A 26707-nucleotide genomic window follows, 5' to 3' on the forward strand; every position below is an offset into this window, starting at 1 on the left:
GATGCTGCAGTGACCAAAGCGGCAGCAGGGAACGCCGCAGCGGAAACGGCAGCCGGCGCAGGCGGAACACCTGAAACACCAACCCGAACGACGACCGCCTGCCCCCTTCCCGTTATCCCCGCGCGGCTTCCGCCGGCGCGGCAAAGACGGCTGCCTCGCTTTAGGTCGGACGGTCAGCTTCCATCTCGCCGCTCATTGCCTCGCGCTGCAGGTAATGCTGGTCGATCTCCGGCAGCGGCTCATTGTCGATCGCCTTCTCGAAAGCGCGCAGGCGCTTGTAGATCGATAGAAGCTCGACGATCGTCGGCCAGGACGAAACGAGATATTGGAACGACGATGTCACCTGGGTGAACGCGCCGGAAATTTGGTTCAGCGCCCCGAGCGAGATGCGCCCCGCAATGATCGACGGCGCCAGGATCAAGAGCGAGAAGATGTTGTTGATCTGCAGGTAGAAGATCCGGGCGATGTTGAAATAGAGGTAGTGGAAGTAGAGCGTGAAGTAGTTGCGACGCACGTTGTCGAAGAGCTCCGTCACCGTCATCGGCTGCGCACGGTCGGCATTGTCCTCACCGTAGACCAATTCCTTGCGGTAGGCCGCCTCGACGCGCTGGTTGCGGAACTCCAGCCCCGGCAGCTTGATGCCGACGAGCGCCATGAACACCGTACCGAAGACCGACCACAGCACCGCCGCCGTCACCAGCGGATAGGGAACCTCGCCGATCAGCGGCAGCTCCGTGATGTTCCGGGAAAGCCGCATCAGCACCGGCGTGAAGGCGATCAGGGTCATGATGGAATCGATGAAGCTGACGCCAAGCCCTTCCACCGTCGAGGAGAACCGCATCGTGTCCTCTTGCACACGCTGCGAGGCGCCCTCAATATTGCGCAGCTTCGGCCACTGCGACATGTAGTATTCGTTCATGGCCGTGCGCCAGCGGAAGATATAGTGGCTGACGAAGAAGCGGGTGAGAACGGCAACCGCGACGGCCACCATGGCGATGCCGAGGAAGATGCCGATCTGGCCGTAGAACTGTTCGGCGGTGACGGGGGCGGACTGCGACACCGCCTGCTGCACCAGATCCCAAAAGGGGCCGTACCAATTGTTGATCGCTACACTGACCTGCACCTGGAAATAGGTGGTGAATAGGATCACAGCGGAGCCGAGGATCGACCACATCTGCCAGCGGTGCGGCCGGTACCAGAACCAGAAGGCCGTGAAGATCAGCGACACCAGCGTGAAGTAGAGGTAGAACCACAGGAAGGCCGGCGACCAGAAGGTCGAGATGCCGATTTCCGGCTGCGCATCGACCGGTATCGGCGGCATGCCGAAATAGGTGCCCAGGTCCTCTCCGATCGCGTACCAGAAGACAATGACGAGCGCCGACCATGCGGCAGCGGAGATGAAGAACAGCTTCGGTTGCGGGAAGAAGGACTTGAACACGGTGGCAGCACTCGTTTGCGCGGTTACGGCGTTGATTGGCGGGGTGGTGGCGGCAAACTAGGGCAGAACTGTGTGAGCAGCAACGCTGCCCGCCTGTCTTACATATTTGTAATCCAGCCTGATCAGGCGCTTTTGCGAAGGAGCGGGAGAACGAGCAGGGCCGAGGCGGCGAGCATGGCCGCAGCGACGATGGTCGGCAGGGTGAAGCTGCCGCTTCCTTCCGCCAACCAGCCCGCCACCAGCGGGCCGATGATCTGCCCGGTGCCGAAGGCTGCGGTCATGATCGCCAGCGCTCGGCGCGGGCTTTCCGGCGACAGGATCCGCCCGAGCTGCAGCCCATAGGCGGTGACAGCTATGAAGGTGAGGCCGAGGAAGAGCCCGCCGATAAGTGCACCGGCAACGGGCGGCAGCAGGACCGAGGCCAGCACGCCGATCGCTTCCAGCACGATGCAGGCAAGATAGGTCGCCGCCAGTCCCGCGCGTCGCACCAGCCGCCGCCAGGCGATCAGAGACAGCGCCGCGGCCGTCCCGGTGACGAACCAGGCGAGGAATTCCACCACCGGACCCGCGGATGTCGAACGTGCAATCGCGACGAGGAAGGTGGCGGTGATCACATAGCCGAAACCGAACAGGCCGTAGGAAAGCGTCAGCAGCACGAGCGGCCGGCGCCAGGAGAGTGCCGGCTCCCGCACCGGCGCCGAACCCGGCATCGGCCGCGGCAGAAGCTGCGCAACCACCGCCACCACGACCGCCGCAAGGACTGCGCTACCGATCCAGCTCAGCCGCCAGCCATGCGCCCCGTCGCCGGCGAAGAGGTTGATGACGAAGACGAGCGCCGAGGACAGCGCGATGCCGAAGCCGACGCCGCCGAAATGCAGAAGCGGCACGGCCTCGCTCTCGGCACCATGCGGCAGCACGATCGATGAGGTGAAGACCATGGCGAAGGCGCTGGCGAGACCCGCAAGAAAACGGATCACAAGGAAGGCCGACAGGGTGTCCGTCACCGCCATGGCCGCCAGCAGCACCGCCGTGGCGAGCAGCCCGAGGAGCGCCACCCGCCGCTCCCGGCCCGCCGCCCAGCCGAAACTGGAAAGGATCGCACCGGCAAGGTAGCCCAGGAAGTTCGCGCCCGCGATCAGGCCGGCATCGGCCGCCGAAAGGGAGGCACCCTCCATCATGCCGGGCAGGATCGGGGTAAAAACGAAACGTCCGAAGCCCATGGCCGCCGCCATCGCAAGCGCCCCGCCGAGGCCGACAAGGATGGGCGAGGATGCGGGCGGGACGGAGCGGAGGGTCATGGCTCGCTTATTGCACCGCAGCCGCAAGCATACAAACGCGCAAAAGTGATCAAGCGATGCATGCCGTTGATGCAACCGAGCCGAAAACCCAAGGCACGACAAAACGTCCGCCGACGCAACTTTCGGAGGAACATTAGCCATGATTTCTTGTTCGTCATCCGTCTCAACATGAAGGAGAGAGTCATGTTCTATACCGACGGTAAGCTGCAATACCCTGTGCGCGTCGAGAATCCCGACCCGCTGTTCGCCCGTGCCCTGCAGCAGGCGATTGGCGGCGTTGAGGGAGAAATTCGCGTCGCCATGCAGTATTTCTTCCAGGCGTGTGGTGCTCGGGGAAATCCCAAGTTCCGCGATCTGCTGATGAACACTGCCGCCGAAGAACTCGGCCATATCGAAATGCTGGCCACGGCCGTCGCGATGAACCTGGAAGGCGCTCCGCTAAGCCTCAAGGAAGAAGTTGCCAATGACCCGGTCGGCGGCGCCGTCCTGGGCGGCATCAACCTGAAGAACCTGCTATCGGCCGGCCTTTCCGCCATGCCGATCGACTCCGACGGCGTCCCTTTCAACATGTCGCACATCTATGCCAGCGGCAATATCGCAGCCGACATGTCCGCCAATGTCACGGCGGAATCGACCGGGCGTATCCTTGCCGTGCGCCTCTACAACATGACGAACGACCCGGGCATGAAGGACATGCTCTCCTTCCTCATCGCGCGCGACACCATGCACCAGAACCAGTGGCTGGCAGCGCTGGAAGAGCTGGGCGGGCATGAAGAAGTCTTCCCGATCCCCAACAGCTTCCCGCAGGAGCAGGAGAACCAGGACTTCAACTATACCTTCCTGGGCTTCCAGAACGATGGCAGCGAGCCCGTCCAGGGTCGCTGGTCGGAAGGCCAGTCGATCGACGGCAACGGCTCCTTCTCTAGCCGACCGATGCAGCCGCTCGGCGAAAAGCCGAACCTCGGCCGCGCCAAGCCCAACAGCGGCGCCCAGGCCGAACAGCTCTAGGAGGGCGACATGGAAAGGCGTTCCTTCCTTACAGGAGCAGGCGGAGCCCTGGTGGCACTTCCCTTCGCGGCCGGTAGTGCAGCAGCGGCACCGGATGCGACTGGGGGCGTCCGAGTGCTGCGCTCCTATGTTGCCAATAGGGACCAGTTCCCTCAGGCGCAAGCGCCTGAGCCGAACGAAACCTTGCGCTTGGAGCGGCGTCCGGATCGTGCATACGATCCGACCAGCATCGCTGTTCTGCGTGGCGACGGCAGCCAGCTGGGTTATCTTCCTTCGGCTTCGGCCGGCCTTCTGGCGGCACTGCTGGACCAGGGCTTCGCTGCCTATGCAGCCACCCTGCCCCGCACGGCAGGCTCAGACATCCCGGTCGAGGTCTTTCTCAACAAGGACCTGAGCCGCGTCCACTGGAGGGCCTCCGCCTGATTTGGCGCAAGCAGCGGCATAGTCTAAAGGGCCACGGGAGCACGCTTCCGTGGCCTTTGCTTGTTTGCATATGCTCGAGGCCGACAGTTTTTCACAAGCGCCCCCCGGCAAAAGGGTCCGGAAATGCGCTAGAACCGTCCTATTTTGACGCAGGCGCACGCTAGAGGCGGCTGATCAGTGCTCTCAGCATCAGCCCTCGTTAACCTTGCATAGGCGCGGCCGCGGCGGCACCTGAACCTTGGCCGTGGTTCTGACTTACACTCACAACGTCGATCGAGTCGGATCAGCGACATGATGTCGTCGGCGAAGGGCGGACCTGCAAGCCGCTCCCGGGCCACCCGTCTCGCGGCGGTGCGGGCACTCCTGGCGAAGCCGGTTCAATGACTGAACCCGTTCGCCGTGACCCGCATTCTTTTCGCTTCAGCCCGGCAGCGTCAGTCCGGCAGCGTCAGGATGATCGGCCCGTTCTTCGTGGCGACAATCGTGTGCTCGTATTGCACCGTCAGCGCCCGCGGCTCGCTGTAGAGCGTCCAAGGGTCGCCATTGCCGCCGTCTTCGGCCCAATCGGCGCCGAGCGACAGGAAGGGCTCGATGGTGAACACCAGCCCCTCCTCGATCACCCGCGTTTCCGTTGGATCTGGCCAGGTCGGCACTTCCTTCGGCTCGTCATGCAGCGTCTTGCCGATGCCATGGCTGGAAAGGTTCTGGATCAGCGTGTAGCGGTTCTTCTTGGCAAACGCCCCGATCGCGTTGCCGATGCCGGCGAGCGGCCGTCCGGGCTTCACCTGCTGCAGCCCGGTCCAGAGCGCCCGGCGCCCGTCGCGGCAGAGCTTTTCCACCTGCCGCGTCACCGGCGGCACGGCGTAGGAGGCACCGGCATCACCGAAGAAGCCGTCCTTCACGGCGGAGACATCGATATTGACGAGATCGCCCGCCTGGATCACCCGCGCCCCGGGCATGCCGTGGGCGACTTCCTCGTTGACGCTGATGCAGGTGGCGCCGGGAAACTTGTAGCAGAACTCCGGCGCCGACTGTGCACCGTTGTCTTCCAGCACCTTGCGGCCGATGGCATCAAGCTCAGCCGTCGTGATGCCAGGCTCCAGGGCCTTCGCCATCGTCTCGATCGAGATGGCGCAGAGGCGCCCGACATCCTTGAGCTTGGCGAGCTCTTCTTCGGTTTTAACGATCATTCCATCATCCGGTTTTGGCGGCTGGTTTCGCGCCATCCGCCGAGCCGGTCAATGCTTTTCTGACGAGAGGGGCGACTTTCGTGCCATAGAGCTCAATGCCGCGCATGATCTGGTCATGCGGCATCAGGCCGATCGCCATCTGGATGAGGAAGCGGTCGTTGCCGAACACCTTGTGCGCCGCGACGATCTTTTCCGCCACCAGTTCCGGATCGCCGACAAAGAGGTTGCCGGTCGGTCCACGGGCCGCGTCGAACTGTGCCCGACTGGTCGGGCCCCAGCCGCGCTCGCGGCCGATCCGGTCCATCACCGCCGCCTGCGGACCGTAGAATCGGTCGGCGGCAATGTTCGTCGTGTCGGCGATAAAACCGTGCACGTTGATGCTGGTCTTCAGGCTCGCGGGATCATTCCCGGCCCGCTGGGCGGCCTCGCGGTAGAGATGGAAGAGGGGTGCGAAGCGAGGATACTCGCCGCCGATGATGGCGAGCGCCACCGGCAAGCCGAGGGCGCCGGCCCGCGCCACCGATTGCGGCGTGCCGCCGACCGCGATCCACAGCGGCAGCTTCTCCTGCAGCGGACGCGGATAAACGCCGTGGCCATTGATCGGCGGCCGCAGCTGGCCTTCCGTCCAGGTCACAACCTCTTCGTCACGGATCGCCATCAGCAGATCGAGCTTCTCGGAAAACAGCTGGTCGTAATCCCCGAGGTCGTAGCCGAACAGCGGAAAGGATTCGATGAAGGAGCCGCGCCCCGCCATCATCTCGGCGCGGCCGTTCGAGATGAGGTCGAGCGTCGAAAACTGCTGGAACACTCGCACCGGCTCGTCGGACGACAGCACGGACACGGCGCTGGTCAGCCGGATGTTTTTCGTTTTGACCGCCGCAGCCGCCAGCACCGTCGCCGGTGAGGAAACCAGATAGTCCGGCCGGTGATGTTCCCCCAGCCCGAAAACATCGAGCCCGACCTGATCGGCCAGCTCGATCTCCTCCAGCAGGTTCTTCATCCGCTGGACGCCTTCTGCGCCCTTGTCGGGCGCAATGGGATCCACATCCGCGAAGGTATAAAGGCCAAGTTCCATCGCTTGCATCCGATCTTGTTTGATCCGCTGGAGATAGAGATCTGGGCGGGACCTCGCAAATGCGAATATTTCGGTGGGTCATTTCGAGATATTCGATGCCTCCAACCAGAATATCGCGTCCCCTGCCGCGCAAACCCCGGAACTTGGAACCGACGGCGGTAGACGCCCGGCGACAGCCCCGTCACCCGCTTGAACAGCCGGCGGAAGAAGGCGGGTTCTTCGTAGTCCACCGGCCAACCGATCTCGTTCACCGAAGCCTCCGTACGCTCCAGGCACGGCGGAAGGTCTCCGCGTAGCCGAAGTGGACGGTGGCGTCTGCGCTGTCGAAGTGCTGGCAAGGGACGGGACGGTGATTCTGGTGGAGCCGTTTGCCAACGATCGGGTAGAAGACAACATCTCGCCCGTCGGCCGGCTCTACTACGCGGCCTCAACGACGATCTGCTGCGCCCATGCGATCTCGGATGGCGGCCACACCGTCCTTGGCGCCCAGGCCGACGAGGCAAGGGTGAAGGACATCTTCCGCAAGGCGGGCTTCACCCGCTTCCGCCGGGCGATGCAGACGCCCTTCAACCTGATCCTCGAAGCCCGCCTCTGAGCGGAGCGCCGGATCAGATGGCGATCGAATGGCGGTCGCGGGAAGTGTCCTCCCGCGACTGCCTCTGCGCGTGCCCTGGTCGAACGCGACACCGGTGCCGGTGGTGCTATCCGAGGAAGAGGACACTTTCCCGGCGGTTACATCCGCGCCAGCAGCGCCGCCAGCTGGTCGGCAGCCTTGCCCCAGCCTTCGTGGAAGCCCATCTGCTCGTGGGTCTTCTTGTCTTCCTCGCTCCAGTGCAGCGCCTTTGCCGTGTAGCGGGTGCGCCCGCCCGGCAGTTCCTCCAGAAGCACGGTCGCCACCATAAACGGCTTCTCCTGCGGCACGAAGCCTTCGGTGAAGGCGTCGGTGGTCACGATCTTCTCGTTTTCGACAAGTTCGAGGTAAACGCCTTCATTCGGCACCACCTCGCCCTTCGGCCCCTCCATCACGATATTGCAGCGACCGCCGACGCGAAGGTCGAGATTCGCCTCAGTCACCTTCCAGGGCACGGGACAAAACCACTGCTTGAGAAGCTCCGGGGTCGTCCACGCCTTGTAGATCTTCTCTGGCCGCGCATCGAATTCGCGCACCAAAACCAGTTCGTGGCCGGGCTTCTTGTTCGTCATGTCCATCGTATTCCCTCCGATGATCCGTGTGATGGCCAAAGGACGGATCACGCCTCCGCTTGCCGACATGCCTGGCAAAAAAACATCACGACGCCTGCAGCTCCTCCTTCAGCTTGTCCAGTTCCTGCCGCACATGGGCCGCCTCCGCCGGTGAGCGGGCAAGGGCGATCGCACGGCTGAAGGCTTCCCTCGCCTGCCCCTTTTGGCCCGTCTGGACAAGCAGCGCGCCGCGCACACCGTGGAAGTAGAAATAGCCGTCGAGCGCCTGCGCCAGCGGTTCCAGCATGGCAAGCGCCTCGGCAGGGCCGCGGACCTTGGAGAAGGCGACGACGCGGTTGAGGGAAACTACCGGCGACGGGTTCAGCTTTTCCAGCAGCTGGTAGAGGAGTTCGATCTCCCGCCAGTCGGTGTCGGCTGCCCTTGCCGCACGGGCATGCAGGGCGGCGATCGCCGCTTGCACCTGGTATGGCCCTGGCGTCCGGTGACGGATCGCCTTGTCGAGCAGCGCCAGCGCCTCGTCGATCTGCCGCCGGTCCCAGAGCGAACGATCCTGGTCTTCGAGAAGGATCACCTGCCCATCCGCAGTCTGGCGGGCGTCACGGCGGGAATGCTGCAGCAGCATCAGCGACAGGAGGCCCATGATCTCGGCTTCGCCTGGAAATATCCGCAGGAGCAGCCGCGCGAGCCGGATCGCCTCGTCGCACAGCGATGCGACATCCGAATTGTCGGCACCGGCGGAATAGCCCTCGTTGAAGACGAGATAGATCATCGCCATGACCGGCGGCAGGCGCTCTGCACGCTCGGCAGCACTCGGCGCCTCGAAGGGCAGTCCGGCCTTCCCCACCCGCGCCTTGGCACGGGTGATACGCTGCTCCATCGCGCTTTCGGAGACGAGGAAGGCGCGGGCGATCTGGGTGACGCTGATGCCCGACACGATCCGGAGCGCCAGCGCGATCTGCTGCGTTGCCGGAAGCTCCGGATGGCAGCAGATGAACATCAGCCGCAGGATGTCGTCGCGATAATGGGAGCTGTCGAGCCTTTCCGCCATGCCGGCTTCGGCGTCGGAAAGGTCGGAGAGCAGGTTCTCGTCCGGCAGCGCCGTATTGCGGGCGCTCTTGCGGATCTGGTCGACCCCGCTGTTCCTGCCGACAAAGATCAGCCAGGCGGTCGGATCCCGTGGCGGCCCCTTGTCCGGCCAGGTGCGGATGGCCCTCAGGCAAGCTTCTTGGAAGGCTTCCTCGGCGGTGTCGAGATCCCGGAAATATCGCAGCAGCGCGCCCATCGCCTGCGGCCGCGCCGCCGTCAACGCCAGGTCGATCCAGGCGAGGTCCGTCATGAGGGCACAGCTCCCGGATGGAACACATAGAAGGGCCGGATTTCATAGGAGGTAGAGCCGGGATTGACGGCCGAAAGCTGCTTGGAGAAAGCGATCGCCTCGTCCAGCGTCTCGACGTCGACGGTGTAGAAGCCGAGCAGCACTTCCTTGGTCTCGGCGAAGGGGCCGTCTATGACGATAGGCTCGTCCTTGCCCTTGCGAACGGTGGTTGCCGCCGTCGTCGGCATCAGCCGCCCGGTCGGCCCAAGCTTGCCGGCCTTCGCCAGCGGTTCCTGAACGGCATAGAGGCGCCCCATCACGGCCGCCTCCTCCTCCTTCGACCAGGCGAAGACAGTTTCCTCGTCGGCATAGCAGAGGATGGCATAGAGCATTGGCGTTCTCCTTCTCCCGTGGATGACGAAGGAGTAGCGCCGAAACCGACAGGCCGCAGCAGAAAAACTGCGCCCTGTAGAAGCTTTGTCAGGCGACCCGCGGCTTGCCTTTTGCTGGGCGGGGCTCCGCCATCAGTCCCTTGAACAGGCACCAGGTGGCGACAAGCAGCACGATGGCAAACGGAAAGCCGGTGGAAACGGCCATGGCCTGCAGCGCAGCCAGTCCGCCGCCCAGCATCAGCGCGATCGCAACCAGCCCTTCGAAGGTCGCCCAGAACACCCGCTGCGGCACCGGCGCGTTGACCTTGCCGCCGGCGGCGATCGTGTCGATCACCAGCGAGCCGGAGTCCGACGAGGTGACGAAGAAAACGATCACCAGGACGATGCCGATCAGCGAAGTGAGCTGCGTCAGCGGCAGGTGCGACAGCATTTCGAAGAGCTGGATCTCGAGCGCTGCATCCTGCACCGAGGTCAGCCCCTGGCTGACGACCTGGCTGATCGCCGTACCGCCGAGCGCCGTCATCCAGATCGTCGAGACGAGCGACGGGATCAAAAGCACCGCGATCAGGAATTCGCGCACCGAACGGCCGCGGCTGACGCGGGCGATGAACATGCCGACGAAGGGCGACCAGCTGATCCACCAGGCCCAGTAGAAGGCCGTCCAGCCATGGCGGAAATTATCGTCGTCACGGCCGAACGGGTTCGACAGCGCCGGCAGGTATTCGACATAGGCCAGAAGATTGAGGAAGAATCCGCGTAGGATCTGCAGCGTCGGACCAACGAGGATAACGAACATCAGCAACAGAAAGGCGAGCGCCATGTTCGCTTCCGACAGGCGCTTCACGCCCTTGTCCATGCCGGCAATGACGGACGCGGTCGCGATGCCCGTGATGATGATCACGAGGAAGGCAGTCATTCCCACACCCGACGGCAGCCCGAAGAGGAAGTTCAACCCCGCCCCCGCCTGCTCGGCCCCGATACCGAGGGAGGTTGAGAGGCCGAAGATGGTGGCGAAGACGGCGAGAATGTCAACGACATGGCCAGGCCAGCCCCAGACGCGTTCGCCGAAAATCGGGTAGAAGACCGAGCGCAGCGTCAGCGGCAGGCCCTTGTTGTAGGCAAAGAGCGACAGCGACAGCGCAACAACGGCGTAGATCGCCCAGGGGTGCAGCGACCAGTGGAAGATGGTCGCGGCCATCGCAAGACGTCGTGCACCTTCCTCGTCTCCCGGCGCGCCGCTCAAAGGCGACCAGTCGGTGCGCACGCCGCCCTCGATTACCGGCCCGGCGAAGGCGGCGGTGTAGTTGCCGAGCGGTTCGGAGACGCCGTAGAACATCAGTCCGATCCCCATGCCGGCGGCAAACAACATCGAGAACCACGACAGGCGGCTGTAATCCGGTGTCGCCTCCGGGCCGCCGAGGCGGATCCGCCCGAGCGGCAGGAAGATCAGCACGATGCAGACCAGCACGAAGATGTTCCCGGCGAGCAGGAAGAACCAGGCAAGGTTCGAAGTCAGCGTATCGCGCACCGCCACAAAAACGGGCCCGAGCGTTGTCTGAAACATCAACGTCAGGAAGGTGAAGGCGACGATGGTCAGCGCGGAGACGCTAAATACCACGTTGTGGATGTCCATCTCGAAGACGAAGCGGCGCCGGTAGTTGATGTTGTCCTGACCGATCTCGTAATCCGTCTCGATGATCTGCGTCCGGCCCTCCGGGGCGGGAATGGCTTCGTCTGCGCTGGAAGCGCCCAAGTCGGTCATCATCTGCTCCATTCTGTTGCGTCCGCTGCCACGACCTCAATCCCGCTCGGGGCAGGGCCGCCAAAGGCCGGGTGGCACGCGCCAAAGCGCTGCAGCCTCGTCTGGGCCGCGATGGGCGGGAGGCTGAACAGCATCAGAAGGGCGTAGATGGCGCAGCCTTGTCTTCAGGGCAACCCCCTGCGCCACATTTCCGCCGTAAAACGGAGCCCGCTCTGGCTTCCTTTCTGGCGCGCCCTATAGTGCTGCGCAACAGCAACCGCGCGAGGCACCCGATGGCCGATCTCTCCGCCTTCCCGATCACCAGCCGCTGGCCGGCAAAGAACCCGGACATCCTGCAGCTTTACTCCACGCCGACGCCGAACGGCGTGAAGGCGTCGATCATGCTGGAGGAAATCGGCCTGCCCTACGAGCCGCACTTCATCAATATCGGCGAGAACGAGACCTGGGGCGACGAGTACCTCTCGCTCAACCCGAACGGAAAGATCCCGGCGATCCTCGACCCGAACGGGCCGGACGGCAAGCCGCTGGCGCTCTTCGAAAGCGGCGCGATCCTCCTTTATCTGGCCGAGAAGTCGGGAAAGCTGCTGCCTGCCGATCCGGCCGGCCGCTACGAGACGATCCAGTGGGTGATGTGGCAGATGGGCGGGCTCGGGCCGATTTTCGGCCAACTCGGCTTCTTCCACAAGTTCGCCGGTAAGGACTACGAAGACAAGCGCCCGCGCGACCGCTACGTCAAGGAAAGCGCAAGACTCATCCGCGTGCTGGAGACCCGGCTCAAGGGACGCGACTGGATCATGGGCGACGAATACACGATCGCCGACATCGCCATGCTCGGCTGGGTCCGCAACCTGATCGGCTTCTATGGCGCCGGCGAGCTGGTGAATTATGCGGAGCTGCGGAACGTGCCGAAATGGCTGGAGCGCGGCCTGGCGCGGCCGGCCGTGGAGCGCGGGCTGAACATTCCGGCGAAGCCCTGAGGAGGAATACGCAATGCCGATGCCGAAATTGCCGATGGAAGGTTCGTGCCGCTGCGGCCAAGTCCGGATCCGGATCAGCGCGGCACCCCTCCTCGCCATGGCCTGCCACTGCCGCGGGTGCCAAAAGATGAGCGCCAGCGCCTTTTCCTGCAGCGCGGCCATTCCCTCGCAAGGCTTCGAGGTGCTTGAAGGCAATCCGGTGATCGGCGGCATCCACGGCGACGATCTGCATCATTATCACTGCCCGCACTGCAAGAGCTGGATGTTCACCAAGGCGACCTTCATCGATGCCTTCGTCAACATCCGGCCGACCATGCTAGACGACGCTTCCTGGTTCGCCCCCTTTGTCGAAACCTACACAAGTGTGAAACTCCCTTGGGCAGAGACGGGCGCGGTTCGAAGCTTCCCCGAGTTCCCACCCATGGATGCCTATGAAGAGCTCACCAAAGCCTTCGCCGAGCAGTAGGCGGCCCTTCGTCGGGCCATCTGGCCAACTGGGGCGGGGGGCATTTTACGGGCAATTCTCGTCCCGAAATCGGGCAGCCTCACCCCTTTGTGACCGGCGTCACCATCATTCGAACCCATAAGTTAACTTTCCGGTAACCCTGCGGGTCTGTATTAGACCCTCATTAGAGACGGCCGCGGGAGGCGAATTCCGGGCCAAAACCCACCGCACAGAAACAGATGGAGGCAAGATGTTCACCCGGACGTGCTGCTTTGCTCTTTCGCTCATCCTTGGTTCGGCCGCGGCGGCCAGCGCGCAACCGACGCGCATCAAGCAGTTCGACGCCTGGGGCGTCTACTCCTACAGCGCCGGCGGGCAGAAGAACTGCTATGCGCTTTCCGTGCCGCTTTCGGCGCAGCCGACCAATGTCAACCACGGCGACAACTTCATTCTCATCGCGCCCTCGGGCTCGGCTTACGCACCGCAAGCGATCATGGGCTATAATCTGAAGTCGGATGCCGACCTCCGCGCCCGCGTTGACGACAAGGCGTTCAGCATGCGGCCGAAGGAAAACGCCGCCTGGGTCAGCAACCAGGCCGCCGAGCCGGATATGGTCAATGCCATGAAGGCAGGGCGCCAACTGGTGCTGCAGGCGACCTCCGAGCGCGGCACGGATACGAGCTACACCTTCTCGCTGAGTGGCGTGACCGCAGCGCTTAAGGAAGTCGAGAAGTGCAATTGAGGCGCAGGCTCGTATGCGCCTGCAGCGTGGTGGACGGGGCCGGCGCATGATCCGGCCGCGGCGAATGCTCAAAGACCACGCGCTTGCCGCGGGCACGCTGCTTGCTCTGGCTCTGGCGGTAGTCTCCCCCCATGACGCGGCGGCCCAGGCCGGTGCGGCGAGCGGCTTCACCAAGGGCCGCGAAACCGGCTTTGCCGTGCCGCGCTACGTCTCGCTGAAGGCAAGCCGGGCGCGCATGCGCATAGGCCCGTCCACGGACTATGCCACGAAGTGGATCTACACCCATCGCGGCATGCCGCTGGAGATCACCGAGGAATACGGCAACTGGCGGCGCGTGCGCGATTACGATGGCGTCAGCGGCTGGATGTACGGCTCGCTTCTCTCCGGCGACCGCACCGCCATGATCGGCCCTTGGCTGAAGGAGCCGGTCGTGCTGCGTAAAGGGCCGTCCTCAGCAACCGACGTGGTTGCCAAGCTCTCGCCGAAGGTGATGATGAGCGTTACTACCTGCGACGGCACCTGGTGCAACGTGGTGCTGAAGAAGGCGGGCATGGAAGGTTATGTGGAGCAGGCGTCTCTCTGGGGCGTCTACCCCGGCGAGCACATCGAATAGCGCATCGAACGAGCCGGGCGGCGGCTTAGAAGCCGCCCAGCGTCCGCCGCACGGCATTGCGCCAGCCATCGATCTTGGCCGCCCGCACGGCCTCCTCCATCTGCGGCTCGAAGCGCCGCTGCCGTTCCCACTTGCGCGCGAACTCGGCCTGGTCGGGCCATACCCCAGCTTTCGAACCGGCAAGCCATGCCGCACCCAGTGCGGTAGTCTCGAGGATGGTCGGCCGGTCTACCGGCGCGTCGAGAAGGTCGGAGAGCCGCTGCATCGTCCAGTCGGACGCCACCATGCCGCCGTCGACGCGCAGAACCGTATCGCTTTTCCCGTTCTGCCAGTCCTTGTGCATGGATTCTAAGAGGTCGCGCGTCTGGTAGCAGACAGCCTCCAGTGCGGCCCGAGACAGCTCGGCAGGACCGGTGTTGCGGGTGAGCCCGAAGATTGCCCCGCGCGCCTCCGCATCCCAATGCGGTGCGCCGAGCCCGGTGAAGGCCGGCACAAGATAGACGTTCTGTTCCGGATCTGCGCTGTCGGCGAGCGCACCGGTCTGCTCGGCCTTTCGAATGATCCCGAGCCCGTCGCGCAGCCACTGGATGGCCGCGCCAGCGATGAAGATCGAGCCTTCCAGTGCATAGGTGGTCCGACCGTTCAGCCGGTAGGCGATGGTGGTCAGCAACCGGTTCTTCGACGGCACGATCTCGGCTCCCGTATTGAGGACGGCAAAGCAGCCGGTGCCATAGGTCGACTTGATCATGCCGGGCTCGAAGCAGGCCTGCCCGATGGTCGCCGCCTGCTGATCGCCGGCAACGCCAAAGACGGGGATGGCGGCACCGAACAACCGCTCGTCGGTGACCCCAAATTCGTCGGCGCAATCCTTCACCTCCGGCAGCATCGCCGCGGGCACCTCCAGCACCTTCAACAGGTCTTCGTCCCACCGGTTCTCGGCGATGTTGTAGAGCAGTGTGCGGCTGGCATTGGTGGCATCGGTGACGGAGCTCTTGCCGCTCGTCAGCCGCCAGATCAGATAGGAATCGATCGTGCCGAAGCAGAGGTCGCCGTTTTCTGCCCGCCGGCGAGCACCGTCGACGTTCTTCAACAGCCAGGTGAGCTTGGTGCCGGAGAAATAGGGATCGAGCAGCAGGCCGGTCTTTCCGGTGAAGAGCGGCTCCAGCCCCTCTCCCTTCATCCTCTCGCAGTCGCCGGCCGTACGCCGGTCCTGCCAGACGATGGCGTTGTGGACGGCCTGTCCCGTCTCGCGCTCCCACATCACAACCGTCTCGCGCTGGTTGGTGATGCCGATCGCGGCGATATCGGCGGCGCGGATGCCGGCCTTGCGGATCGCCTGGCGGATGGTCAGCACGACAGAGCCCCAGATCTCCTCCGGATCATGCTCCACCCAGCCGGATTTCGGGAAGATCTGCGTGAACTCCTTCTGTCCGACGCCGGCGATCTTCATGTTCTCGTCGAAGACGATCGCCCGGCTGGAGGTCGTCCCCTGGTCGATCGCCAACACATAACCTGCCATTTCCAACGCTCCTCCCGCTGTCATGTCCTCGGTCAGCGGTTTGAGCAGATGGAAGGAAGCCATGTCAACGGATGTCGCAGCACGTGCAGGACCAGAGGAACAACAACCGGGAACAAAATCCCCCTTCATCCGTACATGGAGTGACCGACGCTCTCCAGACACCGAGGCTGCCATGACAACCACCTACGCCACGACGACGACCGGGAGGGCAGGTTTTCCCCTTCGCTCCCTCTTCGTCCCCTTCCCCTTTGTCTGCTTCACGCTCGCACTTCTGACCGACATCACCTACTGGCAGACGTCCTATCTGATGTGGCAGAACTTCTCCGCCTGGTTGCTCTTTGCAGGCCTTGTCATGGGCGGCTTTGGCGTCATTGCCGGCGCCATCGATATGGCCCGCCGCTCGACCCGGATCGTCGGGCCCGGCTGGGCCGCCGCGATCGCCTACATCGTCGTGCTTCTGCTCGCCTTCCTCAACAGCCTGATCCATGCCGGCGATGGCTGGACCGCAGTCGTGCCGAACGGCCTCATCGTCTCCGCCCTGACGGTTGCCATGATCCTGGTGACGATCCTGCTTGCAGCCCGCAGACGGTCCCGCATCATCTGGAGTGTTGAACGATGAACCGCCTTTTCCGCACCTCCGCCCTCGCCTCCACGGCGGTCGTCTTCCTGGCGCTTGCCGGCTGCAGCGACGAAGGCTCCGGTTTCGACATCTCGCAGCAGATCGGTCCGGATCCGGTCCTTCCCGAACCCACCACCGACCTCCTGCCAGACCTGAAGGTCGCCGAAGTAGTCGGCTGGCAGGATGGCGAGACGCCGACCGTTCCGGAAGGCTTCACCGTCAGCGCCTATGCAGCGGACCTCGCCAATCCCCGCACCGTCCACACCCTGCCAAATGGTGACGTTCTGGTGGTTCAGGGCAAGGCGCCGGGTGGCAAGCCGCTGGAACGGCCGAAGGACTATATCCGCGGCTGGATCATGTCGATCGCCCATGGTGGCGGTGGCGGCCCACAGAAGGAAAGCAACCTCATCACCCTGCTGCGCGACAGCGACCGTAACGGAACCGTCGACGAGCGCCACGACCTCCTGACCGACCTCAATTCGCCCTTCGGCGTCGCCTACGCTGATAATACCCTCTATGTCGCCGCGACTGATGCCATCCTCGCCTACCCCTACGAACTCGGCCAGAACGAGATCACGGCACAGCCGCGCGTGCTGACGCCGCTGCCGGGCGGTCCGATCGACCACCACTGGACCAAGGACCTGGCGCTCAGCCCCGACAGACAGTTCCTCTATGCCTCCGTCGGCTCCAACTCCAACGCCGGCGAACGCGGCATGGAGGCGGAGAAAGGCCGCGCCGCCATCTGGCAGGTGGACCGCCAGACGGGTGCCGCCCGCGTTTTCGCCTCCGGCCTGCGCAACCCGAACGGTCTCACCTTCCATCCCGATACCGGCGTCCTCTGGACCGTCGTCAACGAGCGCGACGAGCTTGGACCTAACCTTGTGCCGGACTACATGACGTCGGTACAGGAAGGCGCCTTCTACGGCTGGCCGTGGAGCTATTACGGGGACCATGTGGACGAGCGCGTCCACCCGCCACGCCCCGACATGGTGGAAATGGCGATCGCGCCCGACTATGCCTTGTCGAGCCATGTCGCGGCCCTCGGCATGACCTTCTCCATGGGGTCCGCCATGCCCGAACCCTTTGCCAACGGCGCCTTCGTCGGCGAGCACGGCAGCTGGAACCGAACCAACTTCAACGGCTACAAGGTGATCTACATCCCCTTCGAGAACGGCCGACCCTCCGGGATGCCGGTTGACGTGGTAACCGGCTTCCTCGATGGCGACAGAGCCCGCGGCCGCCCGGTCGGCGTCGGTATCGACGGCACCGGAGCCCTCCTGGTGGCCGATGATGCCGGCAATACCGTCTGGCGCGTCGCACCGGCCGACGGAACGACCATTCCTGAGCCCATTGCCACGGATCAGTCGCCGTCGAGCACCGCAGCGGGAAGCTCGACAACATTGCCGGCTGGCGTTGTTGCACCCGCAGCCGAGGCCGGGACGGCACCGGATGCGGGCGGCGCCACCACGCCATCCGGTGCTGCAGCGACCACCGACCGCCTGCCGGCAGATGCCGGCGACGTGCCGGGCGCCGTTGCCCCGGCGCCCGCTCCGGCTGATGGCCAGACGCCGCCTGCTGCGGCGCCGCAGCAGAACGATGGTGCGGAGAGTGGTGCCGAGGCCACCGACGGCGAGGCGCTAACGCGACCAGCCCAGCAGCAGATTGCTCCGGCCGTCCAGCCGGAAGGCACGGTGCAGGACAATCCGTCCAGCGGGCAGAATTGAGCCATAGGACCAGCCGGCGCACCAGACGCCGGCTGGTCTGGACCTGACATGGCCTGCATGGCATCGTCCCCTCCGAACGAAGAGGGACGAGAGCGATAGAGGGGCCATCATGCGGGTAACCGTCTTCAGCACCAAACCCTATGACAGGCTGTTTCTCGACCGCGGCACAGGCCGCGGGCTCGACCTGCAATATTGCGAGGCGCGGCTCTCGCTGGAGACCGTGGCGCTCGCTGAAGGCTCGCAAGCCGATCTGCCCCTTCGTCAACGACAACCTGTCGGAACCCGTGCTGGAGCGTCTGGCGGATGACGGCATTAAGCTGATCGCGCTGCGCAGCGCCGGCTTCAACCATGTGAATCTTATTGCCGCCGAACGCCTCGGCCTCACCGTCGCCCGTGTCCCTGCCATTCCCCGCATGCGGTGGCAGAGCACACGATGGCAATCATCCTGTCGCTCAACCGCAAGATCCACCGCGCCTACAACCGCGTCCGCGAAGGCAATTTCGCTCTCGACGGCCTGCTTGGCTTCGACCTCAACGGCAAGACCATGGGCATCATCGGCACCGGCAAGATCGGCGCCATGCTTGCCCGCATCGCCGCCGGCTTCTGCTGCCGGCTCCTCGGCCACGATCTCAAGCCCAACCCGGACTGCGAGGCGCTTGGCATGACCTATGTCTATCGCGAGGAAATCTTCCGACAGTCGGACATCCTCAGCCTGAACTGCCCGCTGACGCCGGACACGCACCACCTGATCCGCAAGGACACCCTCCCGCTGCTCAAGCCCGGCGTCATGCTGATCAACACCAGCCGCGGCGCTGTCATTGACGCATATGCGGCGATCGCCGGCTTGAAGGACGGCACGATCGGCAGCCTCGGCCTCGACGTTTACGAGGAGGAAGCCGATCTCTTCTTCGAGGACCTGTCGAACACGGTGCTGCGCGACGACGTCTTCGCCCGGCTCCTGACCTTTCCCAACGTGCTGATCACGGGTCACCAAGCCTTCTTCACGCAGGAAGCGCTCGACGCCATCGCCGACACGACGATCGCCAACATCGAAGCCTTCCGCGATACCGGACAGCCCCTGCACGCCGTGACGGTGGCGTTTTTGGAAGGCCGGGGGTGAGGCGCGATATCCTGTCTTAGCCGCTTCACACAGGCGGCCTAGAAGAAGAGGCCGCAAATAGCATACCGCTGCGGAAACCGAGCTTCCCACCGGCAGATGGAATGCGCTCCTGAGGTTCTACATCATCTTCAATTCGCGCGCCGGCACGGCTGCGACGCTCGGCATCACGGCTGACATTCTTGCCGAGAAGTTCCGTGCCGCCGGACTGAATTTCGCGCTCGATGCCAATGACGGCCGGCCGCTGGACGAACGGATCGGCAAGGGCCTTCAAAGCGGCGCGGGCGTGATCGTCGCGGCCGGTGGCGACGGCACGGCGACGGCGATCGCCAGCGCGCTCGTGGAAACCGATACCAGCCTCGCTCTCCTGCCCTTCGGCACCGCCAATCTTCTGGCCCGCGACCTCGGCATCCCGCTCGACGTCGACGAGGCGATCGCGACGCTCACCGAGATGAAGCCGCAGCGGATCGATGTGGGCGAAGTGAACGGCCGGGTCTTCCTGCACAAGGCGGTGATCGGAACCTTTCCGGGCATCGCCGCCGCCCGCGAAGAGATGCGCGGCGACCGGACACTTCTCGGAAAGGTTCGTTTCGCCCGCCGGTCGATCCGGCGCATCGGCCGCGCCCGGCGCATGGCCGTCGAGATCGACCTGCCGCAGTCGGGCAGGCGCATCGCCTGCGTCCATTCCGTCGCCATCGCCAACAATGCCTATGACGAAGGCCTCGGACGCTTCTTCTCCCGCCAAAGGCTGGATCGCGGCACGCTGACGCTCTACCTCCTGAAACGGCTGAGCATAGTCGACCTGACGCGTCTGGCGGTGGAGATGCTGCTCGGTCGCTGGCGCCGCGACTATGCACTTGTGATCGAGGACGTTACGGCGGCGGTGATCCGCACCTGGCGCCCTGAGGCCGACGTGATGATCGACGGCGAGGTGGAGCGTATGGCGATGCCGCTCTCCTTCTCGATCCGCCCGCGGGCGCTCTGCGTCATCGCGCCGGCAATCGGTGAGCCGACAGAAGCTGGATCGGCATCGTGCAAGGCGGCGGAGACCAAAGCGGCAGACGGTAAAGCGGCGGATGCCGTTCAGCAGGGCTGAGGCATGCGGCTGATCCATCTTTCCGACCTGCATTTCGGTCGTCACGACGCCGACCTTGCAAACAGCCTGCTGTCCGACATCCGGCTGAATGTGCCGGACCTGATCGTCGTCAGCGGCGATTTCACCCAAGTCGGATCGGAAAGCGAGTTCGCCCAGGCTCGGACCTTCCTCGATAGTTTTCCGGCACCCGTCTTCGCCGTGCCTGGCAATCACGACGTGCCGGCCCGCAACCTCCTCCTGCGCTTCGCCGACCCCTATCGCCATTATCGCCGGCATATCGCCTCCGAACTGGAGCCCTTCCTCACCACAGGCGGCGTTGCGATTGCGGGACTGAAGACGTCGAGGCGTTTCCGGCTGGGGCTCAACTGGGCGCATGGCTCGATTGCCGCCGACCAACTCGACCTGCTCGAGGAGAGGTTTTCGCAGGCGGCGCCGGAGAGCGTACGGATCGTGGTTGCGCACCATCCGCTGCTGCAGCCGGAGGAGCCGATGGCGCGCCCGATGCGGCTGGTGCGCCGCGCCGACGAGGCGCTGGCCTGCTTTGCAAGGCTCGGCGTCCGGCTGGTGCTTTCCGGCCACTTCCACATGTCCTACCTGCGCCATCACCACGTGGCGACAGGGGAGACGGAAGGTCCGCTCCGGTCAGCGGCGGCACCCATCATGGTGCTGCAGGCGGCCTCCGCCATTTCCACGCGCGTGCGCGACCATGCCAACGCCTACAATGTGATCGACATCGCCGGCGACGAGATTGCGATGACCGTGCGGGAATGGCAGGCGGGCAGCTGGCGAAGCCGGCTGCACGAGGCGCGCCCGTTGCCGGATTAGCCGAGGCCTGCCTCGCAGGACGACGCCTACTGTACCCGCGCCCGCAGCCGGTCGGTGATGAACTCCATCACCAGCACGATGGCGAAGATCACCAGGATGATGGTGGACGCGTTCTTGTACTGGAAGAGGTCGAACGCGACCTTCAGTTCCTGGCCGATCCCGCCGGCGCCGACGAGCCCCAGCACAACAGAGGAGCGGACGGATTTCTCCAACGCAAACAGCGTGGTGTTGATGAGCGAGGGCATGGCGTCCGGCAACACGGCGCCGCAGAGCACCTGGAAGCGGCTGGCGCCAATGGCAAAGAGCGCTTCCTGCGGCTTCTTGTCGGCATCCTCCATCGCTTCAGCGAAGAAGCGGCCGCAGAAGCCGACCGTGTCGACCATGATGGTCATTGTTCCGGCAACGGCGCCGAGGCCGACCGAGGCGACGAAGATCAGCGCCCAGACGAGATCCGGCACGGTTCGGAACAGCGACACCATCATCTTGAAGACATGTCGCGAAATCCCGGCCGGCGATATCCCCTTGGCGGAAAGCCAGGCGATCGGCAGGCTGACGACGACGCCGATGGCGGTGCCAACCAGCGCGATCTGGAAGGTCTCGATCATCCGCCAGAAGACGCGCTGTAGGAAGCCATGCTCGAGGTTGGGCGGCAGCATGCGCCCCACCAGTTCCGCCATGCGGGGACCACCCTGGGCCAGCTGCGCCGGCGACGGCGCCACCTGCTGGAAGGAAACGATCAGCAGTGCGGCAGCACCGACGAGGAGCGCGAAGGTGACCGGAGAAAGGCGCGTGATGCGCGACGGGAGGAAGGACGCCTCACGCATGGAAGACCTCCTGCAGGTGACGGCGGGTCACGTCGCGTGTCGGCTGGTCGAAGAAGATGGAGCCGGATTTCAGCGCGATGATACGGTCCGAAAATTCCAGGGCATGGTCCATGTCGTGGGTGGTGCAGATCAGCGTGATGCCGCTGTCCTTCGCCAGCTGCGAAAAGAGTGCCATGACGTCTCGACCCGACGCAGGATCAAGGCTCGCCGCCGGTTCATCGGCAATCAGCAATTGCGGCTTGCGGACGAGCGCCCTCGCGATCGCGACCCGCTGCGCCTGCCCGCCGGAAAGCGCGTCCGCCCGGGCGCCGGCCTTGTGATCGAGGCCGACCTGGGCGAGCGCCGCCTGCGCATCCCGGCGCCATTCCTGGCGCGCGATGCACTGATGCCAGGCATGCCAGCCGCCCGAGAGGCCGAGCTTTCCATGCACGACATTGGTGAGAACCGATTGCCGCGCCACCAACCCGTGATGCTGAAAGACGACGCCGATGCGCCGCCGCAGCCGCTGCAACTGGCGTGGCGAAGCCGACGCACCAATGTTTTCGCCGAGCGTGCTGACCTCGCCGTCGTTCAGCGGCAGGAGGCCGATCAGGCATTTGAGCAAGGTCGACTTGCCTGCGCCGTTCGAGCCGATCAGTGCCACCCGCTGGCCCGGCGAAACGTGAAGGCCGATACCGGAGAACACCGTCTTTCCGTCCGCATATCTCTTCGTCAGGCCGCGTGCGCGGATGATCTCGCTCGTCATGTCAGTCCAGCTACCGTCTCTGCTATCGTGCGTGGCAAAGGCAGCCGGAGTGCGTCCGGCTGCCTCGGGTCGTTCGTGGAGAAAGTGGCGTCAGTTGACGAAGTCGGTGAAGGTGTCGACGCCGATCGTGCGGTACATCGAACGCACGTAATCGTAGTCGCTGTCCTTCACGTCGGTGAGGAAGAAGCCCCCCTTGAACTTCTGGTTATCATCGCCCCTCAGCACGGCCTGCATCAGCTCGCTACCCTTTTCAGCAAAGGCGTCGCGGACGGCGGTGAAGACTTCGTCGGAAATGTCCTGACGCGCGACGAGAATGTCGTTCGGCAGGTCACGGCCGCGGGCAATCACGGAGAAGGCCTTGTCCGGGAAGGCTTCGCGTACGGAGGCAAGATGGCCGAAATTGAGGCCAATCGCGGCAATGTCGCCGCGGATCAGGGCTTCGGCGGCCACGTTGCGCGAGATGATCACCGGCTCGTAGTCGCTGCCGTAGCTGAGGCCGAAATCGGCCAGCGCCTGGGCCGGGCCAAGATGCTGCGAGGTCGAGCCGACCGAACCGAAGGCGATCTTCTTGCCCTTCAGGTCTTCCAGAGTGCGGATCGGACCATCGGCCAGTACGGCGACCTGAGCGAAATAGTCCGGACGCTGCCAGGCCACGACGATCTTCGGCTGGCTGAGCTCCTTCATCACGACGTATTCGGCAGGCCCGGTGAGCACCAGGTCGACCTGCTTGGCATTCAGCGCCTCGACGGCGGTGGTGCGCGACGCGACCGGATAAAGCTCGATCTCAAGACCGGTCGCCTCTTCAAGCGCCGTTTCGAAAGCGCCGAATTCCTGCTGCAGGGCCTCCAGGCCCTCGATGTCAGTGACGGCGAACTTGACGGGCTCGGCGGCAAGGCCAGGCATGGCCGTGGCAAGCGTGATGGCTAGTGCGGCGGCGAGTTTACGGATCATGATTTTCTCCCTCTGCTGTGTAGACAGGATGGCTGCGACGGGCTACCTGTATAGACAGCAGATGACGTCCACATGACACTCACCCCTCCATCAACCACCCTCAAGGAATGCACATGAACTGGACCATCAGGGGCGGCCGCGCGCTTGTGGCGGGACAACTGACCAAGAGCGACATCCAAATCTCGGACGGCCGATTGGTGGCGGCACCGGCCGACGAGGCAAGGTTGATCGCGGCTAATGGTCTTCTCGTCCTGCCCGGCATCGTCGACATTCATGGCGATGGCTTCGAGCGCCAGCTGATGCCGCGCCCGGGGGTGCGCTTCGACACGGCGCTGGCGCTGCGCGACACCGACCGGCAGCTCGTCGCCAACGGGATCACCACCGCCTTTCACGGCGTCACCATCTCATGGGAACCGGGCCTGCGATCGGTGGAGGCGGCGATCGACCTCGTCGAAACGCTGATGGAGATCCGACCGAGCCTGCGCTGCGACACGCGGCTGCATCTGCGCTGGGAAACCTTTGCTCTGGACCAGTTGCCGACGGTGATGCAGTGGCTGTCGCTTAATCCGAAACCGATCGTCGCGCTGAACGACCACACGACGGGCACCATCCTCAAGGGCACGATCGCGCGCAAGATCGGCCAGATGGCATCACGATCGGGCCTGAGCCACGACGAATACCGCGACCTTCTCGACAGCGTGTGGGCGCGGCGCGGCGAGGTTCCGGCAGCCATCGAGGAACTGGCGGCGGCGGCAAAACTTTCCGGCAACGTGCTGCTCGCTCACGACGAGGCTTCTCCGGAGGAGCGGGAGGCGTTCCGCAAGCTCGGCGCTGTCACCTCCGAATTCCCGCTGACGCGCGAAACAGCCGAGGCTGCCCGCGCCGCCGGGGAGGAGATTGTGCTCGGCGCTCCTAATGTCGTGCGCGGCGGCAGCCACAACGGCGCACTTGATGCAACGCAGGCCGTGCGCGACGGCCTCTGCACCGTGTTGACCAGCGATTACCATTACCCCTCGCCGCTGCATGCCGCCTTCAAGCTGGCGGGCGCGGATCTTGCCCGACTTGGCAGCAGCTGGCCGCTAGTTTCGGCCAATGCCGCAAAGGCGGCCGGACTTGCCGACCGCGGCGAACTGCAGCCGGGCAAGCGGGCGGACCTCATTCTCGTCGACGCAGCCGATCCGTCCCATCCGCAGGTGATGGCCACGATGGTGGCTGGACGCATGAGCTATTCGGCCGGAATCCACGAACTTCCGATGCGGATCGGAGCCTCCGCATGAAGACGAACACGCATCCGGCGCAGGCCGCAGAGAAAGGCGGCGACATTCTCGCCGGCTTCCAAGATGTCGTCTTCCGCCCGCGCAGCGATGTTGCGATCTGGCAGCAGATCTACGACCACATTCTGGGCCTGATCGAAACCGGCTTCCTGGCGCCGGGTAGCCAGCTGCCGGGCGAAACTCATATGGCCGAAAAACTCGGCGTCACCCGCATCACGTTGCGGCGTGCCTTGCAGCAGCTGCAACGCGAAGGGCATCTGACGGCGCGCAAGGGCGTCGGCATCTTCGTCCGCAGCCTACCTTCAGTGTTTACCGTTCGCGACGACCGGCCCTTCCTGGAAAACTTCAACGCCCGCGGACGCGAGATCGTCACCCAGACCCTGGTGCTTTGCCGCGAGATAGCGACGACGACGATCGCCAAGAAGCTGGATCTTGCCGAAGGCGACGAGATCATCCGGCTGTGCCGCACCCGCATCGCGGACAGCCAGCCGCTCTACGTGAACACCAAGATCTTCCCGGCGCGCCCCTTCCCCGACTTCGAGACGGCCTACCGGCAGCGCCAGTCGGTGACCGACGTCTTCAACGCGCACGGGATCGGCAAGTATCACCGGGCGGAGACCCGCGTCAGCGGTGGCTTCGCCTCTTCCGACGAGGCCGGACTCCTGAAGCTGACCCCCGGAACACCGGTCTTTCGCATCAACGCGATCAACCACGACGCCGGCAAGCGGCCGATCGAATGGACGCTGGGCTGCTGGCCGCTGACCTCGGTCGAGTTTGTTTTCTAAGGGAGAATTCGCGATTGGGGGTTAAGGCCGCAGGCAAAGGTTGCGGCATCAACACGCTTGATCGTGGCTTAATTTGCCGTTTTGGTCCCAGTCGCCGGAGCTATCGGTCGACTGCACCAGGCACTCCTTATACTCCGTCTGCGAGATGTTGCCGTCGCCGCTTTCGTCGATGGCGGAGGAGGCGGCCTCCAGCTTGGCCGAAGCTTCCTGCTGGGAAACGCTGCCGTCACCGTCACTGTGGACCTCGGACCAAATGTCCTCGCAGGAAACGGTGACCGTGTCGTCGGTCTGCTGAGTGGTGTTGCTCTGCTGCGCGTAGCTGGGATTGCCGTTCCGAGCAAGAGCACGAAGCCGGCAAGAGGGATGGTGCGGATTATCGGTTCTCCATGTTTGCCGGTTTGCCCTCCAATGGGAGCGCAACTGTCACAGTTTCACCGGCCGACGCTTTTTCTCGCACGACCAGAGGGGGATCGCCACCGCGCTGCCCGATTGCCAGCGCCTGCCATTTCCGCATAACCTCGCAAATCAGCGCGGTGCACAAGAACACTGCGGATTGGGAGGTCTGACAATGTCCAGAACCGTCGTCGTTACCGGCTCCACCAGCGGGATCGGTCTCGGGATTGCCAAAGCGTTTGCGGTCGAAGGCTGCCATGTCGTCATCAACGGTTTCGGCAAGTTGGACGAGGTCGAGGCGGCGCGGCGCGAGCTGGAGGTCTTGGGCGGCGGGCGTGTAATCTATCATGGCGCCGACATGACGAAGCCGGAGGAGATCGCCGAACTGATCGGCACGGCGAAGGAGACCCTCGGCTCGGTCGACGTCCTCGTCAACAATGCCGGCATCCAGCATGTTGCCAAGATCGAGGAGTTCCCGCCGGAAAAGTGGGATCAGATCATCGCCATCAACCTGACGAGCTCCTTCCACACCATGCGGTACGCGATCCCGCTGATGAAGACGAAGAAAGCAGGCCGGATCATCAATGTCGCCTCGGCCCACGCGCTGACCGCCTCCCCCTTCAAGTCCGCCTACGTCGCCGCCAAGCATGGTATTTTAGGACTGACGAAAACAGCAGCCTTGGAACTTGCCGAATTCGGAATTACCGTCAACGCGATCTGCCCCGGCTATGTGCTGACGCCGCTGGTCGAGAAACAGATCCCAGATACGGCGCGCGAGCGCGGCATATCGGAAGAGCAGGTGAAGACGGACGTGATGCTGAGGCTGCAGGCGACGAAGGATTTCGTCTCGATCGAGGAAGTGGCGGCGACCGCCGTCTTCCTGGCAAGCGATGCGGCGCGGCAGATCACCGGCACCCATATTTCGGTCGATGGCGGCTGGACCGCCCAATAAAG

The 26707-nt window shown here is 64.2% G+C and carries 25 protein-coding genes and 3 pseudogenes; 15 read left to right on the forward strand and 13 right to left on the reverse strand.

From position 1 onward, the window contains the following. Positions 1-160: 160 nt before the first annotated feature. Positions 161-1438 (reverse strand): peptide antibiotic transporter SbmA, encoded by a 1278-nt coding sequence (gene sbmA / locus MUU54_RS11505; RefSeq protein WP_247244159.1) that lies wholly within the window; start codon positions 1436-1438, stop codon positions 161-163. Positions 1439-1560: 122 nt separating this feature from the next. After that, on the reverse strand, positions 1561-2736 hold the full coding sequence (locus MUU54_RS11510) for a YbfB/YjiJ family MFS transporter (RefSeq protein ID WP_247244160.1): 1176 nt from the start codon (positions 2734-2736) through the stop codon (positions 1561-1563). A gap of 183 nt (positions 2737-2919) precedes the next feature. On the opposite strand from MUU54_RS11510, the gene MUU54_RS11515 reads away from it, so the two are divergent. Continuing rightward, the gene (locus tag MUU54_RS11515; RefSeq protein ID WP_247244161.1) at positions 2920-3744 is read left to right on the forward strand and encodes a manganese catalase family protein; all 825 of its coding nucleotides are present in this window, start codon (positions 2920-2922) and stop codon (positions 3742-3744) included. A 9-nt stretch (positions 3745-3753) separates the two neighbouring features. Continuing rightward, entirely contained in the window at positions 3754-4167 is a 414-nt protein-coding gene (locus MUU54_RS11520; protein WP_247244162.1) for an HIRAN domain-containing protein, read from the forward strand. Between the two features lie 434 nt (positions 4168-4601). Here MUU54_RS11520 and map read toward each other — a convergent pair whose 3' ends face one another. The 3 genes and pseudogenes from map to MUU54_RS11535 form a co-directional block, all read right to left on the reverse strand. Next, positions 4602-5357, reverse strand: a complete 756-nt coding sequence (gene map / locus MUU54_RS11525; protein WP_247244163.1) for a type I methionyl aminopeptidase — start codon at positions 5355-5357, stop codon at positions 4602-4604. Between the two features lie 4 nt (positions 5358-5361). Beyond that, complete coding sequence (locus MUU54_RS11530; RefSeq protein WP_247244164.1) at positions 5362-6432, reverse strand: LLM class flavin-dependent oxidoreductase; 1071 nt, start codon at positions 6430-6432, stop codon at positions 5362-5364. Positions 6433-6557: 125 nt separating this feature from the next. Then, a pseudogene (locus tag MUU54_RS11535) lies at positions 6558-6704 on the reverse strand (helix-turn-helix domain-containing protein); the annotation flags it as partial. A 47-nt stretch (positions 6705-6751) separates the two neighbouring features. Between MUU54_RS11535 and MUU54_RS11540 the strand changes: the two are divergent. Next, positions 6752-7027, forward strand: a pseudogene (locus MUU54_RS11540) (SAM-dependent methyltransferase); the annotation flags it as partial. Between the two features lie 137 nt (positions 7028-7164). Here MUU54_RS11540 and MUU54_RS11545 read toward each other — a convergent pair. The 4 genes from MUU54_RS11545 to MUU54_RS11560 all read right to left on the reverse strand — a co-directional run bounded on the left by MUU54_RS11545 (position 7165) and on the right by MUU54_RS11560 (position 11104). Further along, complete coding sequence (locus MUU54_RS11545) at positions 7165-7635, reverse strand: SRPBCC family protein (RefSeq protein WP_247244249.1); 471 nt, start codon at positions 7633-7635, stop codon at positions 7165-7167. A gap of 85 nt (positions 7636-7720) precedes the next feature. After that, positions 7721-8971: an RNA polymerase sigma factor gene (locus tag MUU54_RS11550; protein WP_247244165.1), complete on the reverse strand. Its 1251-nt coding sequence runs from the start codon at positions 8969-8971 to the stop codon at positions 7721-7723. Further along, on the reverse strand, positions 8968-9342 hold the full coding sequence (locus tag MUU54_RS11555; RefSeq protein ID WP_247244166.1) for a YciI family protein: 375 nt from the start codon (positions 9340-9342) through the stop codon (positions 8968-8970). The genes MUU54_RS11550 and MUU54_RS11555 overlap by 4 nt, the downstream gene beginning before the upstream one ends. Positions 9343-9430: 88 nt before the next feature. Next, a complete protein-coding gene (locus MUU54_RS11560) occupies positions 9431-11104 on the reverse strand; it encodes a BCCT family transporter (RefSeq protein WP_247244250.1) in 1674 nt (557 codons plus the stop codon). 272 nt (positions 11105-11376) lie between these two features. Here MUU54_RS11560 and MUU54_RS11565 point away from each other — a divergent pair, with 272 nt between their 5' ends. The 4 genes from MUU54_RS11565 (at position 11377) to MUU54_RS11580 (ending at position 13881) form a co-directional block, all read left to right on the forward strand. After that, on the forward strand, positions 11377-12081 hold the full coding sequence (locus MUU54_RS11565; RefSeq protein WP_247244167.1) for a glutathione S-transferase N-terminal domain-containing protein: 705 nt from the start codon (positions 11377-11379) through the stop codon (positions 12079-12081). Positions 12082-12094: 13 nt separating this feature from the next. Continuing rightward, a complete protein-coding gene (locus MUU54_RS11570) occupies positions 12095-12547 on the forward strand; it encodes a GFA family protein (RefSeq protein ID WP_247244168.1) in 453 nt (150 codons plus the stop codon). A 229-nt stretch (positions 12548-12776) separates the two neighbouring features. Next, positions 12777-13268 carry an invasion associated locus B family protein gene (locus MUU54_RS11575; protein WP_247244169.1) on the forward strand — a complete coding sequence of 164 codons (492 nt, stop codon included), beginning with the start codon at positions 12777-12779 and terminating at the stop codon, positions 13266-13268. Positions 13269-13332: 64 nt separating this feature from the next. Then, positions 13333-13881 carry an SH3 domain-containing protein gene (locus tag MUU54_RS11580; protein ID WP_247244170.1) on the forward strand — a complete coding sequence of 183 codons (549 nt, stop codon included), beginning with the start codon at positions 13333-13335 and terminating at the stop codon, positions 13879-13881. A gap of 25 nt (positions 13882-13906) precedes the next feature. Here the strand turns inward: MUU54_RS11580 and glpK are convergent, their stop codons facing one another. Next, entirely contained in the window at positions 13907-15400 is a 1494-nt protein-coding gene (glpK, locus tag MUU54_RS11585) for a glycerol kinase GlpK (protein ID WP_247244171.1), read from the reverse strand. Positions 15401-15572: 172 nt separating this feature from the next. Between glpK and MUU54_RS11590 the strand changes: the two genes are divergently transcribed. From MUU54_RS11590 to MUU54_RS11610, 5 genes and pseudogenes are all read left to right on the forward strand, one after another. Continuing rightward, entirely contained in the window at positions 15573-16019 is a 447-nt protein-coding gene (locus MUU54_RS11590; RefSeq protein ID WP_247244172.1) for a DUF2231 domain-containing protein, read from the forward strand. Further along, positions 16016-17743 carry a PQQ-dependent sugar dehydrogenase gene (locus tag MUU54_RS11595; protein WP_247244173.1) on the forward strand — a complete coding sequence of 576 codons (1728 nt, stop codon included), beginning with the start codon at positions 16016-16018 and terminating at the stop codon, positions 17741-17743. The genes MUU54_RS11590 and MUU54_RS11595 overlap by 4 nt, the downstream gene beginning before the upstream one ends. A 109-nt stretch (positions 17744-17852) precedes the next feature. Then, a pseudogene (locus MUU54_RS11600) lies at positions 17853-18863 on the forward strand (2-hydroxyacid dehydrogenase). Positions 18864-18987: 124 nt separating this feature from the next. Next, entirely contained in the window at positions 18988-19956 is a 969-nt protein-coding gene (locus MUU54_RS11605) for a diacylglycerol/lipid kinase family protein (RefSeq protein WP_247244251.1), read from the forward strand. 3 nt (positions 19957-19959) lie between these two features. Then, positions 19960-20781: a metallophosphoesterase family protein gene (locus MUU54_RS11610; protein WP_247244174.1), complete on the forward strand. Its 822-nt coding sequence runs from the start codon at positions 19960-19962 to the stop codon at positions 20779-20781. Positions 20782-20807: 26 nt separating this feature from the next. On the opposite strand, the gene phnE is transcribed toward MUU54_RS11610, so the two are convergent. The 3 genes from phnE to MUU54_RS11625 form a co-directional block, all read right to left on the reverse strand. After that, positions 20808-21605, reverse strand: coding sequence for a phosphonate ABC transporter, permease protein PhnE (gene phnE, locus MUU54_RS11615; protein WP_247244175.1), 798 nt, complete (start codon positions 21603-21605; stop codon positions 20808-20810). Next, positions 21598-22350, reverse strand: coding sequence for a phosphonate ABC transporter ATP-binding protein (locus MUU54_RS11620; protein WP_247244176.1), 753 nt, complete (start codon positions 22348-22350; stop codon positions 21598-21600). Before MUU54_RS11620 ends, phnE begins: the two co-directional genes overlap by 8 nt. Positions 22351-22440: 90 nt before the next feature. Then, a complete protein-coding gene (locus MUU54_RS11625; RefSeq protein ID WP_247244177.1) occupies positions 22441-23301 on the reverse strand; it encodes a PhnD/SsuA/transferrin family substrate-binding protein in 861 nt (286 codons plus the stop codon). Between the two features lie 113 nt (positions 23302-23414). Here MUU54_RS11625 and MUU54_RS11630 point away from each other — a divergent pair, with 113 nt between their 5' ends. The 3 genes from MUU54_RS11630 (at position 23415) to MUU54_RS11640 (ending at position 26705) form a co-directional block, all read left to right on the forward strand. After that, entirely contained in the window at positions 23415-24578 is a 1164-nt protein-coding gene (locus MUU54_RS11630; RefSeq protein ID WP_247244178.1) for an alpha-D-ribose 1-methylphosphonate 5-triphosphate diphosphatase, read from the forward strand. Then, positions 24575-25360 (forward strand): phosphonate metabolism transcriptional regulator PhnF, encoded by a 786-nt coding sequence (phnF, locus tag MUU54_RS11635; RefSeq protein ID WP_247244179.1) that lies wholly within the window; start codon positions 24575-24577, stop codon positions 25358-25360. The genes MUU54_RS11630 and phnF overlap by 4 nt, the downstream gene beginning before the upstream one ends. 568 nt (positions 25361-25928) lie before the next feature. Continuing rightward, on the forward strand, positions 25929-26705 hold the full coding sequence (locus tag MUU54_RS11640) for a 3-hydroxybutyrate dehydrogenase (RefSeq protein ID WP_247244180.1): 777 nt from the start codon (positions 25929-25931) through the stop codon (positions 26703-26705). Positions 26706-26707 lie beyond the last annotated feature (2 nt).

It is taken from the genome of Pseudorhizobium tarimense (assembly GCF_022968135.1).
Taxonomy (GTDB): Bacteria; Pseudomonadota; Alphaproteobacteria; order Rhizobiales; family Rhizobiaceae; genus Neorhizobium; species Neorhizobium tarimense.

What these genes read in the sequence shown, in the direction of transcription:
- MUU54_RS11510 (WP_247244160.1), bottom strand. Translation starts at nt 2,736, where the DNA reads ATGACCCTCCGCTCCGTCCCGCCCGCATCCTCGCCCATCCTTGTCGGC.
- MUU54_RS11515 (WP_247244161.1), top strand. Translation starts at nt 2,920, where the DNA reads ATGTTCTATACCGACGGTAAGCTGCAATACCCTGTGCGCGTCGAGAAT.
- MUU54_RS11520 (WP_247244162.1), top strand. Translation starts at nt 3,754, where the DNA reads ATGGAAAGGCGTTCCTTCCTTACAGGAGCAGGCGGAGCCCTGGTGGCA.
- map (WP_247244163.1), bottom strand. Translation starts at nt 5,357, where the DNA reads ATGATCGTTAAAACCGAAGAAGAGCTCGCCAAGCTCAAGGATGTCGGG.
- MUU54_RS11530 (WP_247244164.1), bottom strand. Translation starts at nt 6,432, where the DNA reads ATGGAACTTGGCCTTTATACCTTCGCGGATGTGGATCCCATTGCGCCC.
- MUU54_RS11545 (WP_247244249.1), bottom strand. Translation starts at nt 7,635, where the DNA reads ATGACGAACAAGAAGCCCGGCCACGAACTGGTTTTGGTGCGCGAATTC.
- MUU54_RS11550 (WP_247244165.1), bottom strand. Translation starts at nt 8,971, where the DNA reads ATGACGGACCTCGCCTGGATCGACCTGGCGTTGACGGCGGCGCGGCCG.
- MUU54_RS11555 (WP_247244166.1), bottom strand. Translation starts at nt 9,342, where the DNA reads ATGCTCTATGCCATCCTCTGCTATGCCGACGAGGAAACTGTCTTCGCC.
- MUU54_RS11560 (WP_247244250.1), bottom strand. Translation starts at nt 11,104, where the DNA reads ATGACCGACTTGGGCGCTTCCAGCGCAGACGAAGCCATTCCCGCCCCG.
- MUU54_RS11565 (WP_247244167.1), top strand. Translation starts at nt 11,377, where the DNA reads ATGGCCGATCTCTCCGCCTTCCCGATCACCAGCCGCTGGCCGGCAAAG.
- MUU54_RS11570 (WP_247244168.1), top strand. Translation starts at nt 12,095, where the DNA reads ATGCCGATGCCGAAATTGCCGATGGAAGGTTCGTGCCGCTGCGGCCAA.
- MUU54_RS11575 (WP_247244169.1), top strand. Translation starts at nt 12,777, where the DNA reads ATGTTCACCCGGACGTGCTGCTTTGCTCTTTCGCTCATCCTTGGTTCG.
- MUU54_RS11580 (WP_247244170.1), top strand. Translation starts at nt 13,333, where the DNA reads ATGCTCAAAGACCACGCGCTTGCCGCGGGCACGCTGCTTGCTCTGGCT.
- glpK (WP_247244171.1), bottom strand. Translation starts at nt 15,400, where the DNA reads ATGGCAGGTTATGTGTTGGCGATCGACCAGGGGACGACCTCCAGCCGG.
- MUU54_RS11590 (WP_247244172.1), top strand. Translation starts at nt 15,573, where the DNA reads ATGACAACCACCTACGCCACGACGACGACCGGGAGGGCAGGTTTTCCC.
- MUU54_RS11595 (WP_247244173.1), top strand. Translation starts at nt 16,016, where the DNA reads ATGAACCGCCTTTTCCGCACCTCCGCCCTCGCCTCCACGGCGGTCGTC.
- MUU54_RS11610 (WP_247244174.1), top strand. Translation starts at nt 19,960, where the DNA reads ATGCGGCTGATCCATCTTTCCGACCTGCATTTCGGTCGTCACGACGCC.
- phnE (WP_247244175.1), bottom strand. Translation starts at nt 21,605, where the DNA reads ATGCGTGAGGCGTCCTTCCTCCCGTCGCGCATCACGCGCCTTTCTCCG.
- MUU54_RS11620 (WP_247244176.1), bottom strand. Translation starts at nt 22,350, where the DNA reads ATGACGAGCGAGATCATCCGCGCACGCGGCCTGACGAAGAGATATGCG.
- MUU54_RS11625 (WP_247244177.1), bottom strand. Translation starts at nt 23,301, where the DNA reads ATGATCCGTAAACTCGCCGCCGCACTAGCCATCACGCTTGCCACGGCC.
- MUU54_RS11630 (WP_247244178.1), top strand. Translation starts at nt 23,415, where the DNA reads ATGAACTGGACCATCAGGGGCGGCCGCGCGCTTGTGGCGGGACAACTG.
- phnF (WP_247244179.1), top strand. Translation starts at nt 24,575, where the DNA reads ATGAAGACGAACACGCATCCGGCGCAGGCCGCAGAGAAAGGCGGCGAC.
- MUU54_RS11640 (WP_247244180.1), top strand. Translation starts at nt 25,929, where the DNA reads ATGTCCAGAACCGTCGTCGTTACCGGCTCCACCAGCGGGATCGGTCTC.